The 24,683-nt window shown below is 63.4% G+C and carries 15 protein-coding genes; 12 read left to right on the top strand and 3 right to left on the bottom strand.

The genetic code is table 11. The annotated features are described in order from the left end of the window. Positions 1–184 precede the first annotated feature (184 nt). From tssL to AC3EML_RS11955, 7 genes are all read left to right on the top strand, one after another. Positions 185–1,711 (top strand): type VI secretion system protein TssL, long form, encoded by a 1,527-nt coding sequence (gene tssL, locus AC3EML_RS11985; protein ID WP_352521216.1) that lies wholly within the window; start codon positions 185–187, stop codon positions 1,709–1,711. After that, positions 1,708–5,229: a type VI secretion system membrane subunit TssM gene (gene tssM, locus AC3EML_RS11980; protein ID WP_023714860.1), complete on the top strand. Its 3,522-nt coding sequence runs from the start codon at positions 1,708–1,710 to the stop codon at positions 5,227–5,229. Before tssL ends, tssM begins: the two co-directional genes overlap by 4 nt. Positions 5,230–5,386: 157 nt before the next feature. Further along, positions 5,387–6,145, top strand: coding sequence for a PP2C family protein-serine/threonine phosphatase (locus AC3EML_RS11975; protein ID WP_023714861.1), 759 nt, complete (start codon positions 5,387–5,389; stop codon positions 6,143–6,145). Beyond that, positions 6,142–8,553, top strand: a complete 2,412-nt coding sequence (locus tag AC3EML_RS11970) for a serine/threonine-protein kinase (protein ID WP_488505219.1) — start codon at positions 6,142–6,144, stop codon at positions 8,551–8,553. The genes AC3EML_RS11975 and AC3EML_RS11970 overlap by 4 nt, the downstream gene beginning before the upstream one ends. 11 nt (positions 8,554–8,564) lie before the next feature. Then, positions 8,565–9,026, top strand: coding sequence for a DUF1036 domain-containing protein (locus AC3EML_RS11965; protein ID WP_023667922.1), 462 nt, complete (start codon positions 8,565–8,567; stop codon positions 9,024–9,026). Then, a complete protein-coding gene (locus tag AC3EML_RS11960) occupies positions 9,023–11,419 on the top strand; it encodes a M23 family metallopeptidase (protein WP_352521214.1) in 2,397 nt (798 codons plus the stop codon). Before AC3EML_RS11965 ends, AC3EML_RS11960 begins: the two co-directional genes overlap by 4 nt. Positions 11,420–11,684: 265 nt before the next feature. Next, positions 11,685–13,298 (top strand): caspase family protein, encoded by a 1,614-nt coding sequence (locus tag AC3EML_RS11955; protein WP_352521213.1) that lies wholly within the window; start codon positions 11,685–11,687, stop codon positions 13,296–13,298. 88 nt (positions 13,299–13,386) lie between these two features. On the opposite strand, the gene AC3EML_RS11950 is transcribed toward AC3EML_RS11955, so the two are convergent. Then, on the bottom strand, positions 13,387–13,923 hold the full coding sequence (locus AC3EML_RS11950; RefSeq protein WP_023732205.1) for an OmpA family protein: 537 nt from the start codon (positions 13,921–13,923) through the stop codon (positions 13,387–13,389). A gap of 229 nt (positions 13,924–14,152) precedes the next feature. On the opposite strand from AC3EML_RS11950, the gene AC3EML_RS11945 reads away from it, so the two are divergent. Further along, positions 14,153–14,716, top strand: coding sequence for a DUF6931 family protein (locus AC3EML_RS11945; RefSeq protein WP_023687008.1), 564 nt, complete (start codon positions 14,153–14,155; stop codon positions 14,714–14,716). Between the two features lie 58 nt (positions 14,717–14,774). On the opposite strand, the gene AC3EML_RS11940 is transcribed toward AC3EML_RS11945, so the two are convergent. Both AC3EML_RS11940 and AC3EML_RS11935 read right to left on the bottom strand, forming a co-directional pair. Continuing rightward, positions 14,775–16,019, bottom strand: a complete 1,245-nt coding sequence (locus tag AC3EML_RS11940; RefSeq protein ID WP_352521303.1) for a caspase family protein — start codon at positions 16,017–16,019, stop codon at positions 14,775–14,777. A 56-nt stretch (positions 16,020–16,075) separates the two neighbouring features. Next, positions 16,076–17,161 (bottom strand): OmpA family protein, encoded by a 1,086-nt coding sequence (locus tag AC3EML_RS11935; RefSeq protein ID WP_245260718.1) that lies wholly within the window; start codon positions 17,159–17,161, stop codon positions 16,076–16,078. Between the two features lie 547 nt (positions 17,162–17,708). On the opposite strand from AC3EML_RS11935, the gene AC3EML_RS11930 reads away from it, so the two are divergent. The 4 genes from AC3EML_RS11930 to AC3EML_RS11915 all read left to right on the top strand — a co-directional run bounded on the left by AC3EML_RS11930 (position 17,709) and on the right by AC3EML_RS11915 (position 24,681). Then, positions 17,709–18,188, top strand: a complete 480-nt coding sequence (locus AC3EML_RS11930; protein ID WP_245260719.1) for a response regulator transcription factor — start codon at positions 17,709–17,711, stop codon at positions 18,186–18,188. Positions 18,189–18,522: 334 nt separating this feature from the next. Next, positions 18,523–21,330, top strand: coding sequence for a DUF5801 repeats-in-toxin domain-containing protein (locus AC3EML_RS11925; RefSeq protein ID WP_023726320.1), 2,808 nt, complete (start codon positions 18,523–18,525; stop codon positions 21,328–21,330). A gap of 105 nt (positions 21,331–21,435) precedes the next feature. Then, entirely contained in the window at positions 21,436–23,151 is a 1,716-nt protein-coding gene (locus AC3EML_RS11920) for a type I secretion system permease/ATPase (RefSeq protein WP_023726319.1), read from the top strand. A gap of 3 nt (positions 23,152–23,154) precedes the next feature. Further along, complete coding sequence (locus tag AC3EML_RS11915) at positions 23,155–24,681, top strand: HlyD family type I secretion periplasmic adaptor subunit (protein ID WP_023732210.1); 1,527 nt, start codon at positions 23,155–23,157, stop codon at positions 24,679–24,681. Positions 24,682–24,683: the final 2 nt, after the last annotated feature.

Below are 24,683 nucleotides of genomic sequence, written 5' to 3'. Positions count from 1 at the left end.
GGTTTCCATCGCAACCTTCTGAGACTACGATCACATACGACGATTGAGCACGCGGGTACGGTTGGTCGACCTCGGGGGTCTGCGGCACATGTCATGTCACGGCGAGATAGCGTCCTGCGGTCCGCGTTTGCGCGGACATGGCGCTGTGCGTCGCGGCGCGCGGGCGTAGAGGCAGGGATCGGCGATGAGCTCGAAGGATGATCCTTTCGATCCGACCGGCAAAACCGTCATCCGCCCCAGCCGCCCCAATCCCGGCCGCAAGCAAAAGACGGTTCTCGCCCGCGATGCGCCGGCCCCCGGCAGTACGGTGATCGCCCCTGCCAGCGTCCCGGAACCCACGGTTTTCGACCCCAACGCCGGCCGCCAGCCGCCACCCGACGTCACGGGGACGGTGATCTATCAGGGTACGCCCTTCACTGAGGCGCCGGCCGATCCGCCCGTTCACGGCTCAGCCGGGACGGCGGGGAAAACGCCATGGGATGCGCTGCTCGGCGCCAGCGACGGCGTCGACTATGGCGCGGCCAACCCGATCGTCGCTGCCGCGGCGCCCTTGCTGATGCTGCTTGGGCATCTGCGGCTGATGGCTGTCGAAAGACCGGCCGAGAAGCTGGCGCAGCATGTCGCCGGCCTGATCGAGGATTTCGACCGCAAGATCGCCAGGACCGATACCTCGGAAGAGGATGCGCGCATCGCCAGCTATGTGCTTTGCGAAACCGCCGACGATATCGTCGCCAATCTGCCCGGTTCCAGCCGGGATGCTTGGGCGCAGCAGGCCATGCTGCAGCGCTTCTTCCAGGTCAAACCCACCGGCGCCGGTTTTTTCCAGGCGCTGAACACGGTGCTGGCGACGCCGGAACCTCATCGCAATCTCATCGAGCTGATGCATGTCTGCCTGTCGCTTGGCTTCGAAGGCCAGTATCGCGGCCAGCCGCGCGAGAGCCTCGAACGGGTCCGCCGCGACGTCTACGAGACATCAGCCTATTTCCGCGTCCCCGGTGACGACGACATCTCGCCGCGCTGGCAAGGCTTGTCGGTCACATCGGCGCAAGGCTCCAGGCGGGTTCCGCTCTGGGTCATAGCCGCTGCAACCGCGGCGGGCTTGACCGCAGCCTTTTTCACGCTGCGCGTGCTCATCACCAATGATGGCGAGGCTGTTGCCGGCGAGTTGCTGGCGCTCAATCCGGCGACGCCGGTCACCATCGAGCGCACCGGCTTCGTCCCGCTGACCGAGGAGGTGAAGGTCGTCGCAGCGCCAACGACGATTGCGCAGGTCGATCGCATCCGCACTGCCTTGGCCAAGGAGATCGAAGGCGGCGGCGTCAGCGTCGGCACCAAGGGTGATTTCATTATCGTGGAAATCAGCAACGCCCTGCTGTTCCAGTCGGGACGAGCCGAGGTCAAGCCGGAGTTCGAGCCGGTGGCCGCCAGCATCGCGGCGGCTCTCGACGCGGAGCGCGGGCCGATCCGGATCGTCGGCCACACCGACAACGTCAAACCGAAGAAGACCAGCGCCTTCAAATCGAATTTCGACCTCTCCGTCGCACGTGCCCAGTCGGTGGAAAAGATGATCGCAGCGCATTTCAGCGATCCGTTGCGGACAAAGGTCGAGGGCAAGGGCGAGGACGAGCCCATCGCCGACAATGCAACGCCGGAGGGCCGCGCCAAAAACCGCCGTGTCGATGTAATGATCCCGCGGGAGGAGATGCTGTGACCGGCTGGCTGCTGCGCATCTTCAGCGCGCTCGCGCTCGCCGGCTTTGCAGCCGCGGTCTGGTACGCCGGCCCGTTGATCCGCTTTGCCGGCGCCCGGCCGTTGGATCCCATCTGGCTGCGGGCAGCGATCATCGGCATCGTCGTCGGAACGGTGGCGATCATCTACGCAATCCGGTTCTGGCGCAGGCGCAAGGCGCAGAAGGCGCTGGAGGCCGCCATGGCCAGCGCCGAGGATGACGGCAGCGATGCAAAGGTGCTGGAAGCTCGCATGAACGAAGCGGTCGCGACGCTCAGGCAATCGAGCGGCAAGCGCAACTTCCTCTACGACGTGCCCTGGTACATCGTCATCGGCCCGCCGGGCGCCGGCAAGACCACCGCGCTGGTCAATTCCGGCCTGAACTTTCCGCTTGCCGGGTCGGGCCAGGCGCAGCCGGTGGCGGGTGTCGGCGGTACGCGCAATTGCGACTGGTGGTTCACCGACGAGGCGGTGCTGATCGACACGGCCGGGCGCTACACGACGCAGGATTCCCATGCACGGACCGACAGCAAAAGCTGGCTGGCGTTCCTGTCGCTGCTCAAGCGGCACCGGACGCGTCAGCCGATCAATGGCGTCATCCTGGCGATCAGCCTTGCCGATCTGATGGCGGACGGCGAGCAGGCGGCCCGTGTCGCCGAGATCCGCAGCCGCCTGCAGGAAATCCACGAGGTCCTGAAGGTCCGCTTTCCCGTCTATGTGCTGTTCACCAAGGCCGACCTGGTCTCCGGATTCATGGAATATTTCGGCGGTTTCGACGAAGCACGCCGGCGCAAGGTGTGGGGCGCGACCTTCCAGACCGCCGAGCGCGGCCTGAACATGGTCGCGGAAGCGCCAGCCGAATTCGACGCGCTGGTGAAGCGCCTGACCGAAGAGATGAGCGAGCGGCTGCAGGCGGAGACCGATCCGGTCGCGCGCATCGCCATTTTCGGCTTCGCCGCGCAGCTCGGCGCGCTGAAAGGCCGGATCGTGCATTTCCTCGAGGGCGTTTTCGAGCCGACGCGCAAGCAGCTGAACGCCCCCCTGCGCGGCCTGTATTTTTCTTCCGGCACGCAGGAAGGCACGCCGATCGACCAGTTGCTGGGCAGCATAGGCCGCAGTTTCGGCAGGAGTGCCCAGGCGCATCTTTCCGGCACCGGCAAAAGCTTCTTCCTGCACGATCTGTTGAGCCGCGTCATTTTCGCCGAGTCCGGCTGGGTGTCCTATGACAGGGCGGCCGACAGGCGCGTTGCGATCGCCCGCTACGCCGGCCTGACAGCGATCGCGGCCATAGCGATCGCCGCGCTTGGCGTTCTCGGCCTGAGCTTTACGACCAACAAATCGCTGGTCGCCGCGACCGGCCAGGCGGCAGGCCAATACCGCGCGACAGCCGCGCCGCTGCTGGCCAGCACGACGGTGTCGGATGCCGACCTCGAAACCGTCATCGGTGCGCTAGATGCGCTGCGCGGCCTACCAGCCGGCTATGACACCAAGGATCAGCCGACGCCGGCCACGGCGACGTTCGGCCTCAGCCAGCGCGAGCGTATCCTTTCGGCTTCCGAGACTGCCTACCGGCAAGGGCTGGAGCGCATGTTCCGCTCGCGCCTGCTGTTCCAGCTCGAACGCACGATCGAGGCCAGGATGGCCGATCCGATGGCGCTGTACGAGCCGCTGAAGATTTACCTGATGCTGGGCGGCAAGGCGCCGAAAGTGGATGACGAGCTGGTCGTCACCTGGCTGAAACGGGACTGGGAACAGAACCGCTATCCCGGCGCCCACAATCGCGACGGCCGGGCGCAATTGGAGAAGCATTTGCGCGCCATGCTGGCGCTCGACAACGACCAGGATCCCTCGTTCGAACTCAACCGCACGCTGGTCGAATCCGCCCAGCGCTCGCTCGGCCGCATGAGCCTTGCCGATCGCGCCACCGCTCTCATCCAGTCGGCCACCTATGCGGCGGCGCTGGACGATTTTTCGGTGGCCTCGCAAGCCGGCCCGGAAGCGCCGATGCTGTTCGAGCGCAATGACGGAAACGATCTCGCCGGCCTTCGCGTCCCCGGTCTCTACACCCATGCCGGCTTCGACTTCTATCTGGCGCAACTTGCCAGGAGCGCGCAGGCGCTGGTCGACGATCAATGGGTGATCGGCTCGAGCGGCGAGCAAGGCGGTTTCGACCAGGAATTGCTCAAGCTCGGCCCGGAGCTGCTCGATCGCTATGGCAAGGGCTTTGCGGCGGCGTGGAACGAGGTGCTCGACAGGTTGAAGTTCAAGGCAATGGCCGCCGACAAACCGCAATATCTGGCGCTGTCCGCAGCGGGATCACCGAGTTCGCCGCTGATGCAGCTGTTCGAGGCGATCGCGCGCGAAACAGCTTTGACGCAAGAGCGCAATCCGGCTGCGCCGTCTCAAGACAGCGACCAGGAAACCGCCGCGCGCGCCAAGGGCCTCGCCCGCATCGGCATCGAGATTGCGGCGCGCAAATCGCAGAGCAGGGCCGGGACCGCCTTTGTCAGCACCCAGAACAAGGATCCCGGCGCCAACATCGAAGCCCAGTTCCGGTCTTTCCAGGCTTTGGTGGCCGGGGCGCCGGGGCAGCGGCCGCTCGACGCCCTGACCCAGAATTTCCGCGAAATCTATCAGAGCGTGCGGCTGGCCGCCGATGTCCCCGCCCAGACGGACCAGGCCAACGCCAATCTGCAGCTGCAGATATCGACTCTACGCGCCAACGCCTCGCGGCTGCCGAAGGCGCTGGCCAGGATGGTGAGCGCGGCGGCGGACGATTTCGAGGGCACCGTCGCCGAAACATCGACCACGCGTCTCAACGAGATGCTGGAGGAGACCGTCGGCCGTCCGTGCGAAGAGATGATTGCCGGGCGCTTTCCATTCGCCCCCGCCGGTACCGACGATGTCGCCATGGCGGATTTTGCCAGATTGTTTTCTCCAGGCGGGGTTCTCGACCGGTTCTTCGCGCAGAACCTGGCGTCGCTGGTCGACATGAGCGGCCAGGACTGGGACTGGAAGCAGGACACCAGGTTCGGCCGCAATCTGGCGAAATCGACGCTGAAGAACTTTCAGCTCGCGGCACAAATCCGCGCGGCTTTCTTTCCGCTCGGCGGGCCGGTGCCGTCGATCAACATCACCTTCACGCCGCTGTCGCTGCATGGCGATGCCGACATGGCGCTGCTCAATATCGACGGCCAGGTGCTGCAGGCCACCCAGGCCGGCAACACGCCGGGCCTGATTCCGTGGCCGGGCAAGACCGGTTCGGCCAGTCTCAGCCTGACGCCGGAGCTGCCCGGCCGCGAGTCCGCAATCAAGTTCGACGGTCCCTGGGCGTTGAAACGATTGCTGGACAAGGGGCAGGTCACCGCCAATGGCGACAGTCTCGAAGCGCATTTCCTCATCGGCGGGCGCGATGTCGCCTACACGATCAAGACCGGGGAGGACGGTAATCCGTTCACGCTGCCGGCGCTCTCCGCGTTCAGCTGTCCGAAGGCTTTCTGATGGGGAATTGCATGGCAGGACCAGCGATTGCAGGACGCAGAGACAGCGGCGGCACCACACGGTCCGTCATCAGCGGCTTAGATTTCGATACTCTAATGAATGGGGCTGTGGCAGACTGGCCAGGCACGTCAGCCAAGGCGTTGCGGAGCGTAGGCAAGTGAACGATGCCGCCTTTGAGAGCTACGGCGTGAGCCACAAGGGCTGCGTGCGCGACCACAATGAGGACAGCTTTCTGGTCGAGCCGCAGATCGGCCTCTGGGTGGTGGCCGACGGCATGGGCGGGCACGAGGCCGGAGAAGTCGCTTCGGCAAGCATTGTCGAGCATCTGGCGACGATCGGCATCGCCAGTTCGGCGCCGGATCTGCGCGCCCGCTTTGAGGATCGGCTGAACCGGGCGCATGCCGAGATCCGCCGGATTTCGCGCTCACGCGGCGTGACCATCGGCTCCACCGTTGCCGCACTGCTGGCCATGGACGGCAGGTTCGCCTGCCTGTGGTCGGGCGACAGCCGCGTCTATCTCGTGCGCAACGCCGCGATCTCGCAGATTTCGCGCGACCACACCGAGGTCCAGGAACTGCTCGACAGCGGCGCGATCAGCGCGGCCGAAGCGGAGAACTGGCCGCGCCGCAACGTCATCACCCGCGCCATCGGCGTCAACGACGAAATCGCCATCGACTTCCAGCAGGGAGAGACCCTTGCCGGCGACATTTTCATCCTCAGCACGGACGGCCTGACGGCGCATGTCAGTGACGCGGAGATTGCGGCTGCAGTGCTCTCGGCAGCGCCGCAGGCTGCCTGCGAAAAGCTGCTTTCCATGGTGCTTGAGCGCGGCGGCACGGACAACGTCACCATCGTTCTGGTCAAGATCAGAGACAAAGGCAATGGCCTGTCCCGAGCAGAAGGCCGCGACCGATGAGCTCCGACGACAAGACCCGGCTATTGCCCAACATGGCGGATACCAGCGTCGGCACGCAGCTCAGCGGCATCTACGAGCTCGACGAACGCATCGCGTCGGGCGGCATGGGCGAAGTCTATCGCGGCCACAACATCCAGACCGGCGATCATGTCGCGATCAAGATCGTGCTGCCGGAATTCGCCCGCGATCAGACGATCCTGTCGCTGTTTCGCAAGGAAGCCTCGATCCTCAACCATCTGTCGCATGACGCGGTCGTGCGCTACCACGTCTTCACCATAGATCCCGGCATCGGGCGGCCCTATCTGGCGATGGAATTCGTCGACGGCCAGTCGCTGTACGACGTCATGCGCGGCGGGGCGATGGCGACTCCGGATGTGCGCAAACTGTGCCACCGGCTAGCCTCGGGCCTGAGCGCCGTGCACCAGGCCGGCGCCATCCACCGCGATCTGTCGCCCGACAACATCATCCTGCCGGGCGGCCGGGTCGAGCGGGCAAAGATCATCGATTTCGGCATTGCGCGATCGGCCGCGGTCGGTGGCGAGACGCTGATCGGCGGCAAGTTTGCCGGAAAATACAATTACGTCTCCCCCGAGCAACTCGGGCTCTATGGCGGCGAGGTCAGCGAACAGTCCGACATCTACAGCCTGGGGCTGGTGCTGGCGGCGGCGCTGCGCGGCAAGCCGATCGATATGGGCGGCTCGCAATACGAGATCGTCGAAAAACGGCGGACCGTCCCTGATCTCTCCGGCATCGAGGCCGATTTCAGGGACATTGTCGAAGCGATGCTGCAGCCTGACCCGGATGATCGACCGGCCAGCATGGCCGAAATCGCCCGGTTGACGCGCGACGACAGCGACGCGACCTTGCCGCCGGCATCGCTCGCGCCCCGGCCCGGTCTGCCGCGAACCGGGCAGACCGCAGGGCCTGTCTCGAAGGTCGGGAACTCGCCGGCCCAAGGCTTCGGTTCGGCCCCGCCAAGCGGCACGGCGGAGCCGTCTTTCGTGCCGCACGTGCGCCCGGCGCACCTGTCGCACCCGAAACCGGCTGCTGAAACTCCCAAGCGAGCAAGCACACCACCGAAGCGTGCTACTACAGGCAGAAATCTGACGATCGCGGTGCTGTCGGCGGTGGCCGTGGTATCGCTTGGAGGGCTCTATGCATCGGGTATCGTGGGATTCGGAGACCGGCCTCGCGTCACCGACACCGGCAAGCCGCTCCAACCCGAACTGACAAAGCCGATCGTCGCTGACAAGCCCGTTCCGGACACTGCGCCGGTCGAGAAGACGGTGCCAAAGCCGCAACCAGCGGAGACTGCGGCTGAAGATCAGGCCAAAGCGCCGGTCGAGCCGCAGCCGACGCCGCCAGTCGCGTCGAGCGCTACGGGCCCGCTGCCGGCCGCACCAACCGACAAGACCGTCGCGCTGCAACCGCCATCCGGCCCGTCGAAGCCCGATGCCGCGAAGAACCCGGAGCCTGTCAGCACGCCGGTAGAGCCCAAGGCGACAGCGCCGGCCACGCAAACACCTGAACCGACGGCCGAGGCCCCCAAACCCACAGCACCGACGCCGGAACCCACCGCTCAAGCGCCCGAGCCCAAGGCGCAGGCGCCTGAACCGACCGCGCAGGCGCCCAAGCCGGACACGCAGGCGCCTGAACCGACCGCGGAGCCTAAGCCGAGCCAGCCCGATATTGCCAGCGGTGAGCAGGCCGACAAGCCGGCAGAGCCCGACATTGCCATGAACGTGCCCAAGCCGGAGGTGCCGCCACCGGCCGATGCGGCCGCCGATCGGGTCACCTGGGTACGCGCCTTCAATGGTGGTGATTGTTTTTTTGCGACGGTGACGTCGGCCGCCGACAAGGGTGTCGCGATCGAGGGCTTCGGCACGTCGGTGCCACCCTTCGAACAGTTGCTTGGGGAATTCCAGGCGAAGTTCCATGTCGAGCCGGATATCAGCGTCCGCCTTATCCAGCCCCCGCAATGCGGGATCACCGGCTTCCTGCGTTTCATGGGCGCGAGCACGGCCGACAGGCCGCAGCTTGTCCTCGACCAGACATCGGTGCCGGACGGCTCGCCGATCGACGGCACGCTGGTGACGCATGGCGGGCTGGTGTCGAGCGTGTTCCTGATCGACCACAGGGGCATCGCCTTCAACCTCGACGACCATGTTGTCGTACAAGCCGACAAGGCGACCTTCTCGATCCCGATCGGGCTCGGCGCCGCCGACAAGCCGGCAGGCAAGGCGTTGCCGCAGATCATCATGGTGATCACCGGGCCGCAGGACATTAAGGCGGCGGACTTCACAACGCCGACGCCGGCCTCGGTGCTGTTGCCCAGGATACTCGACGAGATCGGCGCCAGGAGTTCGGCATTTTCGGCGACCGCCAAATACTTCCGCCTCGGCGGCTAGCACCGACGCCGATGCAACGCCGTCGCCGAGATCCCGTCCTGCTTGCCCGGAACGTGCGCGTGAAGCTCGCCGCGAGCGCGGTCGCGACGCTGTTGCTGGCGCTTCTTTCCACCGGGCAGGCGCGCGCCGAATTCACCGTCTGCAACCAGACGCTCGACGTCGTCAATCTTGCCGTCGGTCAGAAGGTCGACGATGCCGACCAGACCGATGGCTGGTGGACCATCGGCGCCAATCAATGCGTCAACGTCATCCGCGAGGAGCTGACCAACCGCTACATCTACATCTACGCGACGGATGTCTTCGGCCACGCCATTCTGGCAGGCTCCACCGACATGTGCATCGAGCGGCGGCGGTTCTCGATCCGCGGCATCGATGAATGCTGGCAGCGCGGCCATATCGCGGCGAAGTTTCTCGAAGTCGACACGCAGGAACAGGTGCGCTGGACCTTCTTCCTGACCGGAAGCGCGCCGTGACGCACAGCATCGACACCAGCTTCAAAGCAAAGAAGCAGGCGCGCGCCGCGCTGCGCAGGCGCAGGATCTGGCTCGGACTGGCGGCTGGCCTGGCGACAATCGTCCTCGCCGCGATTGCCACCGGCTTTTATCTCACCGCCGACTACTGGTCGTTTGGCGACGAGGACGAGGAACTGCACGCCGTCGAAGGCTCGGACGACGTACCGGCCGACGCATCGGTCTACGTGCCGGCCATCATCGACCTTGCCGGCGACCCGATGTGGATCACACTGGCGCCAGAAGCCGGCGCCGCCAAGAGCCGCGGGATGCCGCGCCCGACGGAGCTCGACCAGGCCGGCATCTCCCCTCAGATCATGGTTCTCTCCGACGTGATGCTGAGCGCCAGCGAAAAATTCATGACGACGATCCCCTCGACGCAAGAGGATTTCGCTTTCTTTCAGGCGCAGCGGAAGACCGCGGTCGCGCCACCCGCCGAACCCAACGATCCGCAGAATGACCTGCAGAACGATCTTCAACCATCGCCCGGCGCGGACGGGGCTCCGGCGGCCTCCGGCCCAGCTCCTGACCCGCAGACCTCTCCGGGTGCATCGACGGCGGCCGATGACCCCGAGGCCGGCTGGGGCGAGACCATCGATGAGGGCGAAGCAGCACTCCCCGCCTTTCAGAAGACAGCGGTCGAAAACAACACCAGCGTTGCCACCGTCAGCTCGGAATACCAGCGCTTCGAGGCGACCCAGGACATTTTCGTGAAAATCCTCAACGACCGCAGCCTGGACAGCGTGGCGCTCGATGCGCATTTTTCCGCCGACGACGCAAAGCTTGCCGGCGAGGCGCTGAAGGCGCTGTTCGACAAGGACGGCCTGCAGCCTGGCTATGTCGTGGCGATGCGCGGCTTCAGGCCGACGCGCGAGACCACGACGATGTCGCTGATGCAGGTCTCGATCTACGCCAGGAACGTCTTTGTAGGCACGCTGACACGCAACGCGGCCGGCGCCTTCGTGTCGGGCGTCGACCCGTGGGTGCGCGAGGACCTGTTCAATTATTCGGGCGCCGAGACCGAAGGCACGCAGAAACGGCAATACCGCCTGCTCGACGCGATCTACTCGACGGCGGCCCGCAACAATGTGCCGAGCGGCATCATCGGCGAAGCCATCATGTATCTGTCGCGCGGACAGGATCTGGATGCTTTCGCCAGCGAGGACCAGCGCCTTGTGCTGATCTATTCGCAGACGCCGCGCGGCAAGAACGAGACCGACGGACGGGTGCTCTATGTCGGCATCCAAGGCACGCAAAAGAGCCTCGATTGTTTCGTTTTCCAGCAGAGCGACGGCCAGTTTTCCTGCGTCTCGGGCGATGACCAGGTGCGCTCGCTGACGGTGGCCAACGGCATGGTGACGCCGGTCAACGGTGTCATGACGTCGACCTTCGGGCCGCGCAAGCATCCGATCCTGGGCGTTGTTCGCATCCACAAAGGCGTCGACTGGGCAGCACCCGTGGGGACCCCGATCGCCGCAGCCTTCGACGGCGAGATCATCTTCCAGGGCGACGGCGGCGGCTACGGCAATGTGGTCAAGATCGCCCATGGCGGCGGCCGCGAGACGCGCTACGCGCATATGTCGAAATTCGCCATTGCCAGCGGTGTCGGCACCAAGGTGAAGGCCGGCGACATCATCGGCTATATCGGCACCACCGGCCTGTCGACCGGGCCACATTTGCATTTCGAACTCTATCAAAGCGGTCAGGCGATCGATCCGCTCGGAACAGTGACCGCTGCAATCGCCGTCACTTCCAGCGATCCCGCCGTCGAAACGCTGACCGACCGTATCGTCCACGTCGAATCGGGCGGTAGCGCGCGGGCCAAGAACCCGCTGTCTTCGGCGACAGGCGCCGGCCAGTTCATATCCAAGACCTGGATCCGGATGATGAACACCTATCGTCCCGAACTCGCGCGATCGCTGTCGACCGCAGACCTGCTCGCTTTGCGCTACGACGCCACCATCTCGCGTGAGATGGTGCGCAATCTGGCGCGCGAGGGCGAAGCCTATCTCAAGGCGCGCGGCCATCAGATTACCGCCGGCCGGCTCTATCTCTGCCATTTCCTCGGCATGGAAGGCGCACATCAGGTGCTGGCGTCGCCGGGATCGGCGCAGTTGAGCGCCGTGCTCGGATCGTCCGTTATCCAGGCCAACCCATTTCTTACCGGCAAGACCGCCAGCTACGTCGTCGACTGGGCGGAACGGAAGATGGGCCGCAAATTGCCGACGCCCGCCACCACCGATGCGGGCCAGCCGACGACGACGGAAGTCCGCCAGACATCGCCGGAGTTCGAAAAATACAAGCAGGCGATAACGGCACTGGTCGGCTCGATCCAAAATACTCTTGAGCCGGGCTAGAGCTGGCAGTTCGCCCCGGCTTTCGCCAAGCCGATTGGTTCTGAGGCCGGCGAATGGTATGTTTGCGGATATTTGGGAAGGTTTTTGGGTCCTTGTGAACCAAAACTGTGGCTGGGATCACATACGCCCAAGAGCCATTTTGGCAGAAGCGATACAGTCGCTGGTGAAATCTAGCATGCGCAGCCATCAATAACGCGCCCCATTGGGGCGGAGGGCCGATCCCATGAAAGCGTTTGCCGTCCTTTTGAGCGGATTTTTTCTGTTAATGCTGACCGCGCTTGGCACCGTCCAGGCGGCGGCGCCGGATGCCGGTGGCGTCAAACGCGTCGCGCTGGTCATCGGCAACAGCAAATACGTCCATGCCGTCGAATTGCCCAATCCGGCCAATGACGCGCATCTCATCGCATCGACGCTGCGCAATGCGGGCTTCGAGGTGATCGAGGGCGTCGACCAGGACAATGCCGGCATGCACAGCCTGATCAGCAAATTCACCGAGCAGTCCTACGATGCCGACCTCGCCGTCATCTTCTATGCCGGCCACGGCATGCAAGTCGACGGCAAGAACTTTTTGATCCCGGTCGACGCCGAACTGACGTCACCTGCCTATCTCAAGACCCGCACCGTCCAGATCGACGACTTCATGGCCGCACTGCCGCCCGACCCGGCGGTCGGCGTCATCATCCTCGATGCCTGCCGCGACAATCCGCTGGCACGCACACTGGCGGCCGCGATGCCGAAGACCCGCTCCACCGCGCTGGGCACCGGCCTGGCGCCGATCGACCCTAAATCAGAGGGCGTCGGCACCGGCGGCATCCTGATTGCCTATGCCACCGACCCGGGCGCCATCGCCTTTGACGGCAACGGCGTCGACAGCCCCTACTCGACCGCGCTCGCCCGGCACCTGACCGAACCCGGCGTCGAGATCCAGAGTGCGCTGACGCGGGTGCGCGGCGAAGTGGCCGAGACCACGCAAGGCCGCCAGCGGCCATGGCACAACGCATCGCTGGGCCGCGAGGTTTTCCTTGGCAAACCGGCCGCCCAAGCCGTGCCGGTGGCAAAACCGGCCGCCGACGACGCGAACGCCGCGACAGCGCCCGTCCCTGCCCCCGTCACCAGCGAACCGCCTTCGTGGGAAGTCGAGCAGCGGCTTTGGGACGAGGCCTCGAAGCGCAACACCGCGCCATTCTACGAAGCCTATCTCGAACAGTTCCCGAATGGCCGCTTCGCCACGGTGGCGCGGCTCAACATCGATGCGCTGAACGATCCGAAAGCCCAGGAACGGGAAGTCGCCGCGCTTGCTGCCGAAGAAGCGAACTCGGGTTCTGCCGTGCGCACCTCGGTAGGCATTTCGGACGACATGAAGAAGGTGCTGGGCACCGAGGCGACGGAGAACGCGATCGGTCTCGATCGCCAGGGCCGCATCGACCTGCAATTGCGCGTCGAGGCGCTGGGCAACGAGCTTGGCCGCGTCGACGGAAATATCGGCGCCAAGACCCGGCAAGCGATCGGCGACTGGCAAGAGGGGAACGGGCTGCCTCCGACCACTTTCCTGACGCGCGAGCAACTGGCGTTCCTGGTTATCCAGACGGATCCGATGATGGAGGCCGTGCGTGCCAAGCATGAGGCCGACCAGGCCGGCGTGGACAAGCCGAAAAAACAGGTGGTGCAGAAGGCCCGCACGCTGAAGCCGGTGGCGGAAAAGCCACGCAAGAAGCAGTACGCCCAGAAGCCGCGCCGACAACAGCAGTTCGTGCAGAAAAGGCGCAACCGGGAGGTCGTGCGCGAGGATGAGCCGCCGCCGCGGGACAACAATGATTTCCTGACCAAGGCGCTGATCTTCGGCACCGGCGTAGCGGTCGGCGGCGTGCTCAAGAACTGATCGATCATGTCAAACAATAAAAACGCCGCGTGTCCGTTGGACGCGCGGCGTTGTGTTTGACGACGGCCGGAAGACGCAGCCGGCGAAGCTACTGCGCCTTGATCCGCATCTCGACCCGCCGGTTGACGGGATCGTAGGGATCGGGATTGCGTGGATTGGCCTCGCCGAGACCGACCGCCTTGATGCGGGTGGATTCGATGCCGTTGGATTCGAGGAAGGCGGTGACCGATTGCGCCCTGCGCTGCGACAGGCCTTCATTGTAGGTCGCCGAGCCGGATGCGTCGGTATAGCCTTCGACGACGAAGGACAGCTTGCTCAGCCGATCGTCCTTCAGCGCCTTGGCGAATTCGTCGAGTTCGCTGCGCGCCTTGGCGTCGAGCTCGGACGAATCCAGGCTGAAATTGATCAGCATATCGAGGCCGGTCTTCTCCGGGGGCTTTTCTTTCTGGCCGGTCTTGCTCTTGCACTCGTCCTCGGTGCCGACACAAATCCCGCGTGCCGCGCCGTGATCGATCGTGCCGGCAAAGAACTTCACAATGTCTTCCGATTTCTGAAGTGGGTCGGCATAGACGTGAGTCGAGAAAAGCACGGTCGCCAATGCCAAGACTGAAATGTGCCGCTGCATAACGGTTACTCCCGTTTCGAGCATCCGATTTTCACTCAGGCCCGATCCATGGATCCGGGCCAACTCTTCCTGTTCGACAATGATCTGTCGAGATCACGGTCGGCTGTGGAATATACCAAACCGTGAGGCGTTTGTCTGTGAACAACGTCATGGACATGTGGTGGTCGACAGACTTGACCCGCGCCTCGCAGGCGGGTTGAGTGAGGGCTGGGGGAGGATAACAGCAGCGATGGTCAACGGGCTTCGATTCCAGACCGCACGCGATCTCTTCGCCGCGAACACGGCTGTCGCCCGGGACATGACGGCCGTTCCGACCGACCAACCCTCGCTCGAGTTCTGCCGCCGGCTGATGGCCGGGCGCATCCCCGAGGAAGCGATTACCTTTTGCGCCTATCTCCTGCCTGACCGGGCCGCAATCTGGTGGGGCCATGAGTGCCTGGGGCATCTGACCGAGCTGCTCGAAGAGCAGGACCTCGCAACGCTGACACTGATCCAGGAGTGGGTCGGCGACCCCAACAATGCAACCCGCCGGGAGGCTGTCGCCGGGGCGGCGATGACGCAGCAGCACACGCCTGCCGGCTGGATCGCGCTAGCGGCGCAACGGCACATCAATGGCCTGACGCCGCAGACCAACGGGTCGAGGCTGCGGCCGCTGCCGGCTGCGCATGCCGTCAATGCCGGCATACTGGCCGGACTGGCGCGGGTTGCGGTGGCGGACCGTTTCTCCGTGCTCACCGCCTTTGTCGAGATGGGCATCCATCTGGCCGAAACCGAGGCGCTGCGCCGAGCCTGATTGCTCTGGATCGTGATGAGATTTCATTGAAATCTGATCCAACCCATTGTTGGCGGTCTCATTTGCAGCCGTTTTGCGCCCATTTGCCGAGTGCCACCTTGAAGCGCGTGCCCAGCGGGTGTTGCAGGCGCAACACCGAGGCATCATTGGTGACGTAGGTCTTGGCCTGGTCGCACAGCCGCTCCTCGGTCCATTGATGACAGTTGCTGCACTGGTTGTCCCAGACGGACTTTTCCAGGCCCTCGACCGGACTGAAGTGCGGCTTGCCCTGGATGAGTTGGGCGATGCTCTTGCCGTCGATCGCCGGGTCGCCGAAATTGACCGGAACGTCGAAAAGGACTGGCGCGTCCGAGCCCAGCTTCGGAATTTCCTCACGCAGCTGTTCCAGCGCCTGCTCGCCGGCGTCCGTACCCGGCGGATTGGCGGCCGCGCCGGTGCGCGCCTGCGTATCGCCTTCGGGCGCAGCCGCGCCGGAATCGCCGACGATCAGCGGCGCCTTGAGATCGACCTTGTGAAGCACGACATCGGTGGTCAGCGAAACGTTGACCCAGGGCTGCTGGCGTCCGGCTGTGGCCTTGAACACATCCGACGTAACCCGGTTCATCGCTTCGGTGATCGAGACGTTGACCTCGCCGATATGGGCAAGCAGCGCCGCCGAAAATGGCGAGTGCTCGCCCGGTCCGTCATAGGCGAGCTGGTTGGGACTGGCAGCGAAGGCGACCAGCGTGCCGGCGCCGCCATTCTCGATCGGTATTTCGGCAAGGCCGCTGCTTGCCGTGCTGTCGCCGCCAGTCTCCTTGGCAAGCACATCGGCGAGCGGGTTGTCGCGGCAGGCGTCGAGGAACACCAGCCTGATGCTGGTCTCGCGCGACATCTGCCGCAGGATGAAGTCCACCTGCACGGCTTCGAAGTCGAGCGAGGTCTCGTCCTCCAGCGCCGCATCGACAGGCAGCAGGTAATTCCTGCCCGAGACCTGCAGGCCATGACCGGCATAGAAGAACAGCGCGATATCGGCGCCACGCACCTGCCGCGCGAATTGCGCGATCTTTTCCTGCGTCTGCGCCTTGGTGAGATCGAGGCCGGAGACGATTTCGAAGCCCAGCCCCTTCAGGCGATCGGACATTGCCTGCGCATCGTTCACCGGATTGGGCAGCACCGGCGCGTTCCGGTAATGGGAATTGCCGAGCACCAGGGCGATGCGGCGTTCGGCACTGGCCGCGGTCATGGTAATGGTCATGGTCAACGCAAGCGCCAGCACGGCGAGGCCGATGCCGCGCATGAAGTTGCCGCAACTTGCAATCATGTCCAAACGCACCGGATTCCTTTTCGGTTGACGGGCCTTCTCAGTTAAGGACCGGCTCAGTTGGAGAGCGGCGTGGCGGAGAACTCGATCCGCCGGTTCAGCGCCTTGTTCTTCGGCGTATCGTTCGGCGCCACCGGCTTTTCCTCGCCATAGCCGGAAGCCGTGATCTGCGCCGATGGAATGCCCGCAGCGATGATCGCGTCGGCGACCGCCTTGGCGCGCCGTTCCGACAGGTTCTTGTTGGCCGTCGGCGAGCCGTCGGAATCGGTATGGCCCGAAACCTCGACCTTCAGTTTCGGACATTTGCCGACGACGCCGACCACCTCGGCCAGCAGCGGGCGGCTCTTTTCATCGAGCCGAGCGCTGGCTGGGCGAAAATAGACGGCGCCGGTGCGCGACAGCACCTCGAACCTGTTCAGGCATTCATCGTCGCTGAAGGACGTCTTGCCTGCATCTGTGGCGACCGGCCCGGCATCGGCTGGGGCTGCGGCCGCGACGGCAGGCGTGGCCGCAGGCTTGGCGCCATCAGCGGCGAAGACGAAGTCGAACGACACCGAAGCCGTCGGGACGATGCTGCTGACATTGGCCGCCTGCTGGAGTTTTTCGATGTTGGGCAACAGGCCGAAATCCTCGACATGCACGGCGACCGGCGCCTCCGAGGCGATCGACACCATGCTGTCGGTGATCATGGTGACCACGACATTGGCCTCAAGGTCCTTGTCGACGCCGTGCAGGCTCAGGCGAAACGGGATATGCGCGCTCATGCGCCGTTTGGTGGCGAGATCGGCAAAAGCGGCGGGATCGACTTTCGCCGTCACTTCCGCCGTCGGGAATTTGAAGGTTTCGAAGAACAGGAAGCGCATGCGGACATTGCGAAGGTCGATACCGGTGTCGACCGAGTTGAGGTCGAACGTGACCTTGGCGGCGCCATCCGATGTCAGCGTGCCCGAGAGGTTCCTGATCTTGTTGGTTTCGACAATGGTGTTCTTCTTCACCGATTGATAGGTGAGCGTCGAATTCGCCGGATCGAGCGTCCAGTTCGGCTTCGCATTCGCCACTTCCGGTGCGAGCAGCAACAGCCCGAATACAGCGGCGACGAGAGCAAGGGCGCCGACGATGCGCCGGCCCTTTGAGAACGGCATTCGTTGCCGAAAAAATCCGCCGACCTCGAACATTGATGCCCCGCCTCAGGACAACAGACCTCAGTTCCGATCACGGCTGTCGAACGCAGTGATGCCAGCGAGCATAGAACATATGATTTGACTTTGCGAGTAGCTCCGCCTGTCTGCCCAAGGGGAGAAGACAGCTCAAAAATCCGTCATCACTGGCAGCTTAACAGGCGTCAAATCCAGAGGCGCCTTGCGCGATCACGAGCGCTTCGGCGGGCCTGTCGAACGCAGAAAAAATGCATTCATAGCCTTGAATATACTACAATATTAGCAACTCCTTGACAATCGACCGAAGCTCTGGTTTCTTGACATATTAAACAAAGTTCGTTGCGTTTTTTACGGACGTGTTCCCATGTCGAGCTTGGTAGTCGCGGACCCGCGGGGGGTGTATCTCGCCGGTCTGGAGTGGGTTTTGCGGAAGGCGGGACACAGCGTTGTCGCAGAATGCCACCACACGATTGAGGTTCTCCCCTTGGTGGAGCGCCACCGGCCCGATCTTGTCATCATAGGGTTGGATGGTGTGGACCGGCAGACGGCCGGCCTTTCCGCAAGGCTGAGAGCCACCAGCAGCCCTTTGGGCATCATCTACATCCTGCAGCCAAACGGCGGATTCGACTTCAACGAAATCCCCAAGCTCGATGCCGACGGCCTGCTGATGGACGGCATCAGCCACAGCTACCTTGTCGAATGCGCCAATGCAGTGGCAGGCGGCCGAAAGTGGGTCGACGACCATATCCTCCAGCATCTGCTGACGCCGAGATCGCTGCCTCAGCGCGCGCCAAAGCTTACTGGACGCGAGACGGAAGTCGCCGGCCTTGTTTCACGCGGCCTGCGCAACAAGATCATCGCGCAGCGGCTGCATGTATCCGAAGGCACGGTGAAGATGCACCTGCATCACGTCTACGAGAAGCTGCGCCTCGGCAGCAGGGCCGAACTCGCCTGGGCGACTTTTGGCGACGGCGCCGACCATCTGGGACCAGGCCACAAAAGCGGGCTTTGATTCCTCCCTTCGGTCAGCTGGCACTGCGTCGACAGGATACCGGCAACAGGCCGGAAACCCACGGCATATCGATCCATCCACCAAACCAACACGGTTGCCCGCGAGCGCCTGTCGCGGCCCGGTCTATCGAAGGATGTATATCGTTCGATCAGGTAGGGGCATTCACCATAACACTATCGAACCGCGAATGGACGCGTGCTCGGCGTCAGCGGCACAATGGAGGATAAAAGACCGCAATTCTGCGCGTCAGCGGATGCCCTGGGGTAGGTGCATCCGGCATCGGGTGGGGGGTGAATACCCTTTTCTCGATGTATTGAAAAAGGGGAGAATCTCCATGGCAATCGACATCACAGCTCATGACATCATCATCGATGAGAGCGCTGGCCTCACGGACAATGATATTGACCCATCCGATCCGCTGTACAGCACCAACACCACGCTGCAATATCTGCTGAATCTTGGCACCGCGCTGGAGGTCGCCTTCAAGGAGGACTTCGTGGTGGCCTCTGCGGACCCAGGGGAGACCATCACCTCGGTCGTTCTCGCCCAGGACTCTTCGGGAACTGCGTTTTCACCCACCGACGGCGCGGTCACCGGCATCCGGACGGTCGATGGCAATTATGTCTGGCTGTTCCAGGACCCGAACAATGCAGACGTCGTGATCGGCGTCATTGGGACCTCTGACCCGACCTCAGTTGGCGAGCCCGATCCATTACTCGATCCCCTCGCCTTCTCGTTTGCGCTGGACGGCGACGCGGACCTGTACCTGGTCCAGTACGTGGCGTTGATGAATCCGGACCCTGACAACGCGGACGTCGATCTAATCGATCTGGATCAGCTAGTCTACGCCTCGGTCACCGGGACCAGCGTCCTGAATTTTAGCTCGCTTGGTGACGCCCCTCCCGGACACAACAAGTGGTATATCCTCGACGCTGACACGGCGAGCACGCAGAAGATCCTGGTCACGGCTCATGACAATGGCGTACAGGCTGAAGTCAATGTCAGCACGCAAGGCCTGGGCGTCTCATCACAAGACGTGCGCTTTGGCCGTGAGCTTCAGATCGACCTGATCAACGGCGGCACCCAGAGCGCCGGCAAGAACTTTACCAATACGCCGACCGCGCCGAACTACACAGATCACATCGAGACCGTCTCCACCGCGGGTTTCTCGATTTCGCAGTCTACTCCGACCCATACCGTGGCTGACATAGAGGTCCACGCCTACAACAATGATGACAACGCGAAAGGCGCCACGTTACCGGGTGATGACAACGATGCGGAAGTCAACATCGCCTCAGTGACTTTCAAGCTGAACGGCGTGGTAACGGATGCCGCCACCCTGGGCATCACGGTTGATTACACCAACCTGGGAGTGATCCTTCACAATGTCGGCGAGGGTGTGACGGTCGATTTCACCGCAGACGCAACCTTTGACCGCTTCACTATCAAGAACATTGACGAGCAAAAAGACTATTTCGATGTCAAGGAAGTGCATTTCGGCACAGATCAGACCAACGTCGCCAGCGCAGAGGTCGGCTCCTTGATCAACTTCGACGATGACGGCCCATCGATCGTGCCGTCCGGCAATGACGTACCGACCCTGGTGGTCGGCGATTCGGACTTCGTTACCGACGACTCGACCAGCTTCGCGGCGCTGTTCACGCCGAACTTTGGCGTCGATGGACCAGCGGCCACCGACGATGTGACCTACACGCTGGATGTACTCGGCGGCGGCAGTAACGTCGCCAGCGGCGTGTTCGATACGCTCAGCGGCCTTGAGGTGCTTCTCAATGTTGTCGGCGGCGACATCGTCGGCACTGCCGGCACGGATGAGGTGTTCCGCATCTCGGTCGATGCCGACGGCAACGTGACCCTCGACCAGTCGCGTGCGGTTGTCCATGGCGATCCAACCGATCCCGTAGAGGCGGACACTCCGGTCATCCTTGCCGCCAACCTGGTGAGCCTGACCGCAACCGCAACCGACGGCGACGGCGACAGCGCGCACACCTCGGTCGACATAGGCGGTGCCTTCACCTTCGAAGACACCGGGCCGGCAATTGCTGTGGAGAACGCAACCGGTGACTACGACAGTGGCGCCCATGGCACCTGGACGCACGACCCAGGCGCCGACGGGTTCAACCTGCTGGGCGTAACGCTGGACGATTATACAATCGACTCCAACCCGACGGTAACGTCGGGCCTATCCCTGACACCGGACGCGGCAGACCCTTACACCTTCACAGGCTCGATCCACGATGACTTCAACGGCGACGGCACGGCTGAAGACGTGGACTTCACACTGACCTTCGATCCGGTCAACGGCACTTACGACCTTGACGTCGACACCCCTCCCGGAACGATCACGACCTTCGACACCACACAGGGTTCGCTGAAGGCGGGCGGTCCGGACGCGGTGCAGACGCTGCAATTCCCGCCGACCGGTCACGACGGTGACGTCATTTTCTTCAGCAATCTGGTGACCGCTCCCCTGGAGAATGGGGCGGGCAGTTTCCCGAACGACATCGAAGACCTGGTCAACAATGACCCTACCGAGGCAACGCTGGAGGGGTATGGTGCCACCAGCCTGATCAACAGCTCATCGAAGATGAACGTGTCGACTTCGGGCATCGGCGTCAACAACAACAACCTCGACGGCAAGAGCGGGGGTACCCCGCTGTTCGCCGGCACCTCAATCACCTCGGGCGACGAGAGCTTCGTGGTCAATCCCCAGCAAGACGTGGATAAGGTCACGGTCTATATCGACAACTCCGTCGGCGGCTACAACCCGGCTACGGAAGACCTCTATTACATCGTCTACTATACGGACGGTACCGTCAGCGGTCCTACCGACGTGACGGCGGGCATGCTCAGCAATGCCCCGCGCCACGACCCGCTCATTCCTGACGTCGCGGAGGGCGGGAAGTACTTCGAGATCGACGGCGGCGCGAAGCAGATCGAGGCGGTCCAGCTCATCATGGGCGTGGGCACCGTCAAGATCCCCGTGATTCAGTTCTCGCTCGAGCAGGAGTCCAACCCGGCGCCGCTCGACCTGGATTTCACGGCCAATCTCGTCGACGGCGACAATGACAGCTTTACCGACACGTTCTCGGTCCATGTCGACGCCCCGGACGGCATCATCTGACCCGACACCGGGCGGGCGCCTTTCCTGGCGCCCGGCCGGCACAATCCAAAGCATCACAATGGGGGGCGAGCCGTGCCGCAGCCAAGACCGCAGTTCGAAGAGGTAATGCATCTGGCCCGGCGCCAGGCGCCCGCCCTGCTCATCTTCAGCCTGCTTGCAAACGTCCTGATGCTCGCCAGCACCGTCTACATGCTGCAGATCTACGACAGGGTGCTGTCGAGCGGGTCGATCGACACGCTGGTGTGGCTCACCCTGGCGGTGATCGGCGCGATCGCCGTCTATGGCCTTTTGGAACAAGCCCGCCGCATGATCCTCGGCCATATCAGCCAATGGCTCGACGACCAGTTGAACGTCCCGGTGATCGAACGAGCCATGGAGGCTCGCCTCGCGGGTAGCAACGTCGAGGCCGGCCTGAAGGACGTAGCGGACCTGCGCGGTTTCGTCGGTGGCGACAGCATGCTGACCTTTCTCGACGCGCCGTGGACGCCCGTCTTCCTGGCGTTCATGTGGCTTCTGCACCCAGCACTGGGCGTGCTCGGACTCATCGGGGCGATCCTTTTGTTCTGCGGCGCGCTCGCCAATGATTTCTTTACCCGCCGCAGGAGCCAGGAAACGTCGGCAGAGCTGCGTCGCAACCAGGTCGCGGCCGGCCAATACATCGATGGCGCTGAGACGTTGCGCTCGCTCGGCATGTCGGGCTCGGCGCTGCAGCGCTGGGAAGAAAAGCAGCAGTCGTTGATGACCATCCAGGCGCAACTTCTCGGTCGCACGACCAGCATCGGGAGCCTGTCGCGCTCGCTGCGCATGGCCCTGCAAGTGGCCGTGCTGGGACTTGGCGCCTACTTTGTCTTGCGCGGCGAACTGACGGCCGGATCGATGATCGCGGCATCGGTACTGCTGAGCCGCGCGCTTGCGCCGATAGAACGCTCGATCGGAGCCTGGCGCAGCCTGGTTACCGCTCGCACCGCGCGTCGCAACCTCATGCGCCTGTTCGCGGACACCAATTCTAGGCAGGGCGGTGAAGTGACCTTACCCCGCCCGCAAGGCCGGCTAAGGCTCGAGAACGCACACTACCATGCGCCGGGTACACAGCAGGCCCTGATGAACAAAGTATCCTTCAACGTCGAGGCCGGCGAGACCTGCGGCGTGATTGGTCCGTCGGGTTCCGGCAAGACCACACTTTGCCGCCTCATGGTGGGAACGTTGCGGCCTTCGCTCGGTCATGTAAGGCTGGACGGCGCAGAGCTCGCGAGTTGGCCTTCGGACCAGCTTGGAATGCACATCGGCTACCTGCCGCAGCAGGTCGAGCTGTTTCCGGGAACGATCGCCGACAACATTGCGCGCTTGCGCGATGTCGATAGTGCCGCAGTGATCGCCGCGGCGCAGGCCGCAGGTATCCACGAGACGATATTGCGGATGCCAAATGGCTATCAAACGGAGGTGGGGCCGCATGGGGCGCGAATCTCGCGTGGCCAACGTCAGCGCATCGCTCTCGCCCGGGCGCTATTCGGCAATCCCGCGCTCGTCGTGCTCGACGAACCGAACACTGGCCTCGACGGCGATGGTGAAATGGCTCTGTTCAATGTTCTTCACCATTTGAAGGAACGGGGCTGCACCGTCATTCTCGTCAGCCACCAGACGAACCTGCTGCGTACGGCGGATCATGTCGTTTTCATGCACGACGGCACCGTTAAGATGTTCGGCACGCGCGACGAGGTGCTGGGCGCGCTGGGCGGTCACCGCAAACCGACTGCCGTGCCGTCGTCCGGGCAAGACAAGACCAGCGTCGTCGTTCCGGCAAAATTGAAGGCGGCGGAGTGAGCCATGAGCGACCGATTTAGCGACCTGTCGAAGATGATGGACATGCTGATGGCCAGCCTGCGTGACGTGCTGGACAGGTTAGTTGTCGCTGCTGGAGATCTAGCTGCGGCGGCTTCGAACCGTTTCGACAGCCTGGACGTGCCGGCGCGCGCCGCGCTGGCTGCAACTGCCACCGCGCTGTTCGTGCTCGTGCTTGTCGGGCTTGTCCGGCGGCGTTCGTCTGCATATCGCGATAGCAAGCGCGACCTGAATCGCCGGACGCGTCCAGCGCGTATACTCGGCTATTTCTCCGCGCTGTTCTTTGTCGGCGGCATCGCCCTCTGGTCAGACGTGGCCCTCCTGGCCAGCGCCATCGTGGCCCCCGGCATCGTCAGCCCGGACGGCTACCGGAAGACCGTTCAGCATCTGGAGGGCGGCATCATCGGGATGATCCACGTGCGGGATGGCGACAAGGTCACAGCGGGCCAGGTTCTGATAAGCATGAAGACGACCGATGCACAGGGCCGCTACGACGAGCTGCATGAGCGCTACATTCGCTTGCTGGCGGTCGAAGCGCGCTTGGGTGCGGAGCTTGCCGGAGAAGATCAGATCATTTTTCCCAAGGAACTGACATCGGCTGACAACCAGGCCGGGCAGAAAGTGGCCGCTGAAGAGCAGGAACTGCTTCGCAGCCGCCTTGCCACTCGCGAGGGGCGCGAGCAGATCCTCAACAAGCGGATACGGCAGATAGAGGAGCAAATCACCGGGTCCAGGGAAGTGATCGCAGCCGAGGAGGAGCAACTGGGGCTGATCGACCGCGAGATCGCTTCGGCACAGGAAATGTACAAAAAGGGATTGGAGCGCCTGCCGCGGATCCTTGCGCTGCAGCGTGCCCAGGCCGACATCCGAGCGAGCCAGGCGTCGAACCGGTCGCAGGTCGCGCGCAACGAACAGCAGATCGGCGAGACCGAGCTGCAGCTTCTCAATTTGCGGCAACAGGATGGTGAGAAAGCGAACGAGGATCTTGGCAAGGTGCGCGGCGATCTGGCCGAATTGCGGAGCCTGTTACCCTCGCGTCAGGATGTGCTGGCCAGGACTGACATTGTCGCGCCGATCGCGGGAACAGTGATGAACGTGCGTGTCACAACTGAATCTGGCGTGATTTCCAGCGGCCAGCCCCTCCTCGATATCGTTCCGAATGAGTCCAACCTGGTCATCGATTCACGGATCAAGCCGCGGGACATCGACATGGTGCATCCGGACATGCCGGCACGCGTTGTGCTGTCAGCCTATCCAACACGGCATCTTCCCCAAATCCACGGGTTGCTCACCTCGGTATCGGCCGACCGGCTGACGGACGAGAGGACCGGAGAACCCTATTTTCTCGCCAAGATCAAAGTCGATATGGCTGACCTCGCAAACCTCCATGACGTAAAATTGTCGCCCGGCATGCCTGCCGAAGTGATGATCCTGACTGGCGAGCACACACTGCTCGACTATATGCTGGCGCCGGTTCGCGACTCGCTCAATCGAGGATTCAGAGAGAATTAGAG

Source organism: Mesorhizobium sp. P170090, from assembly GCF_057786115.1.
This window is presented reverse-complemented; position numbering and strand designations above follow the sequence as displayed.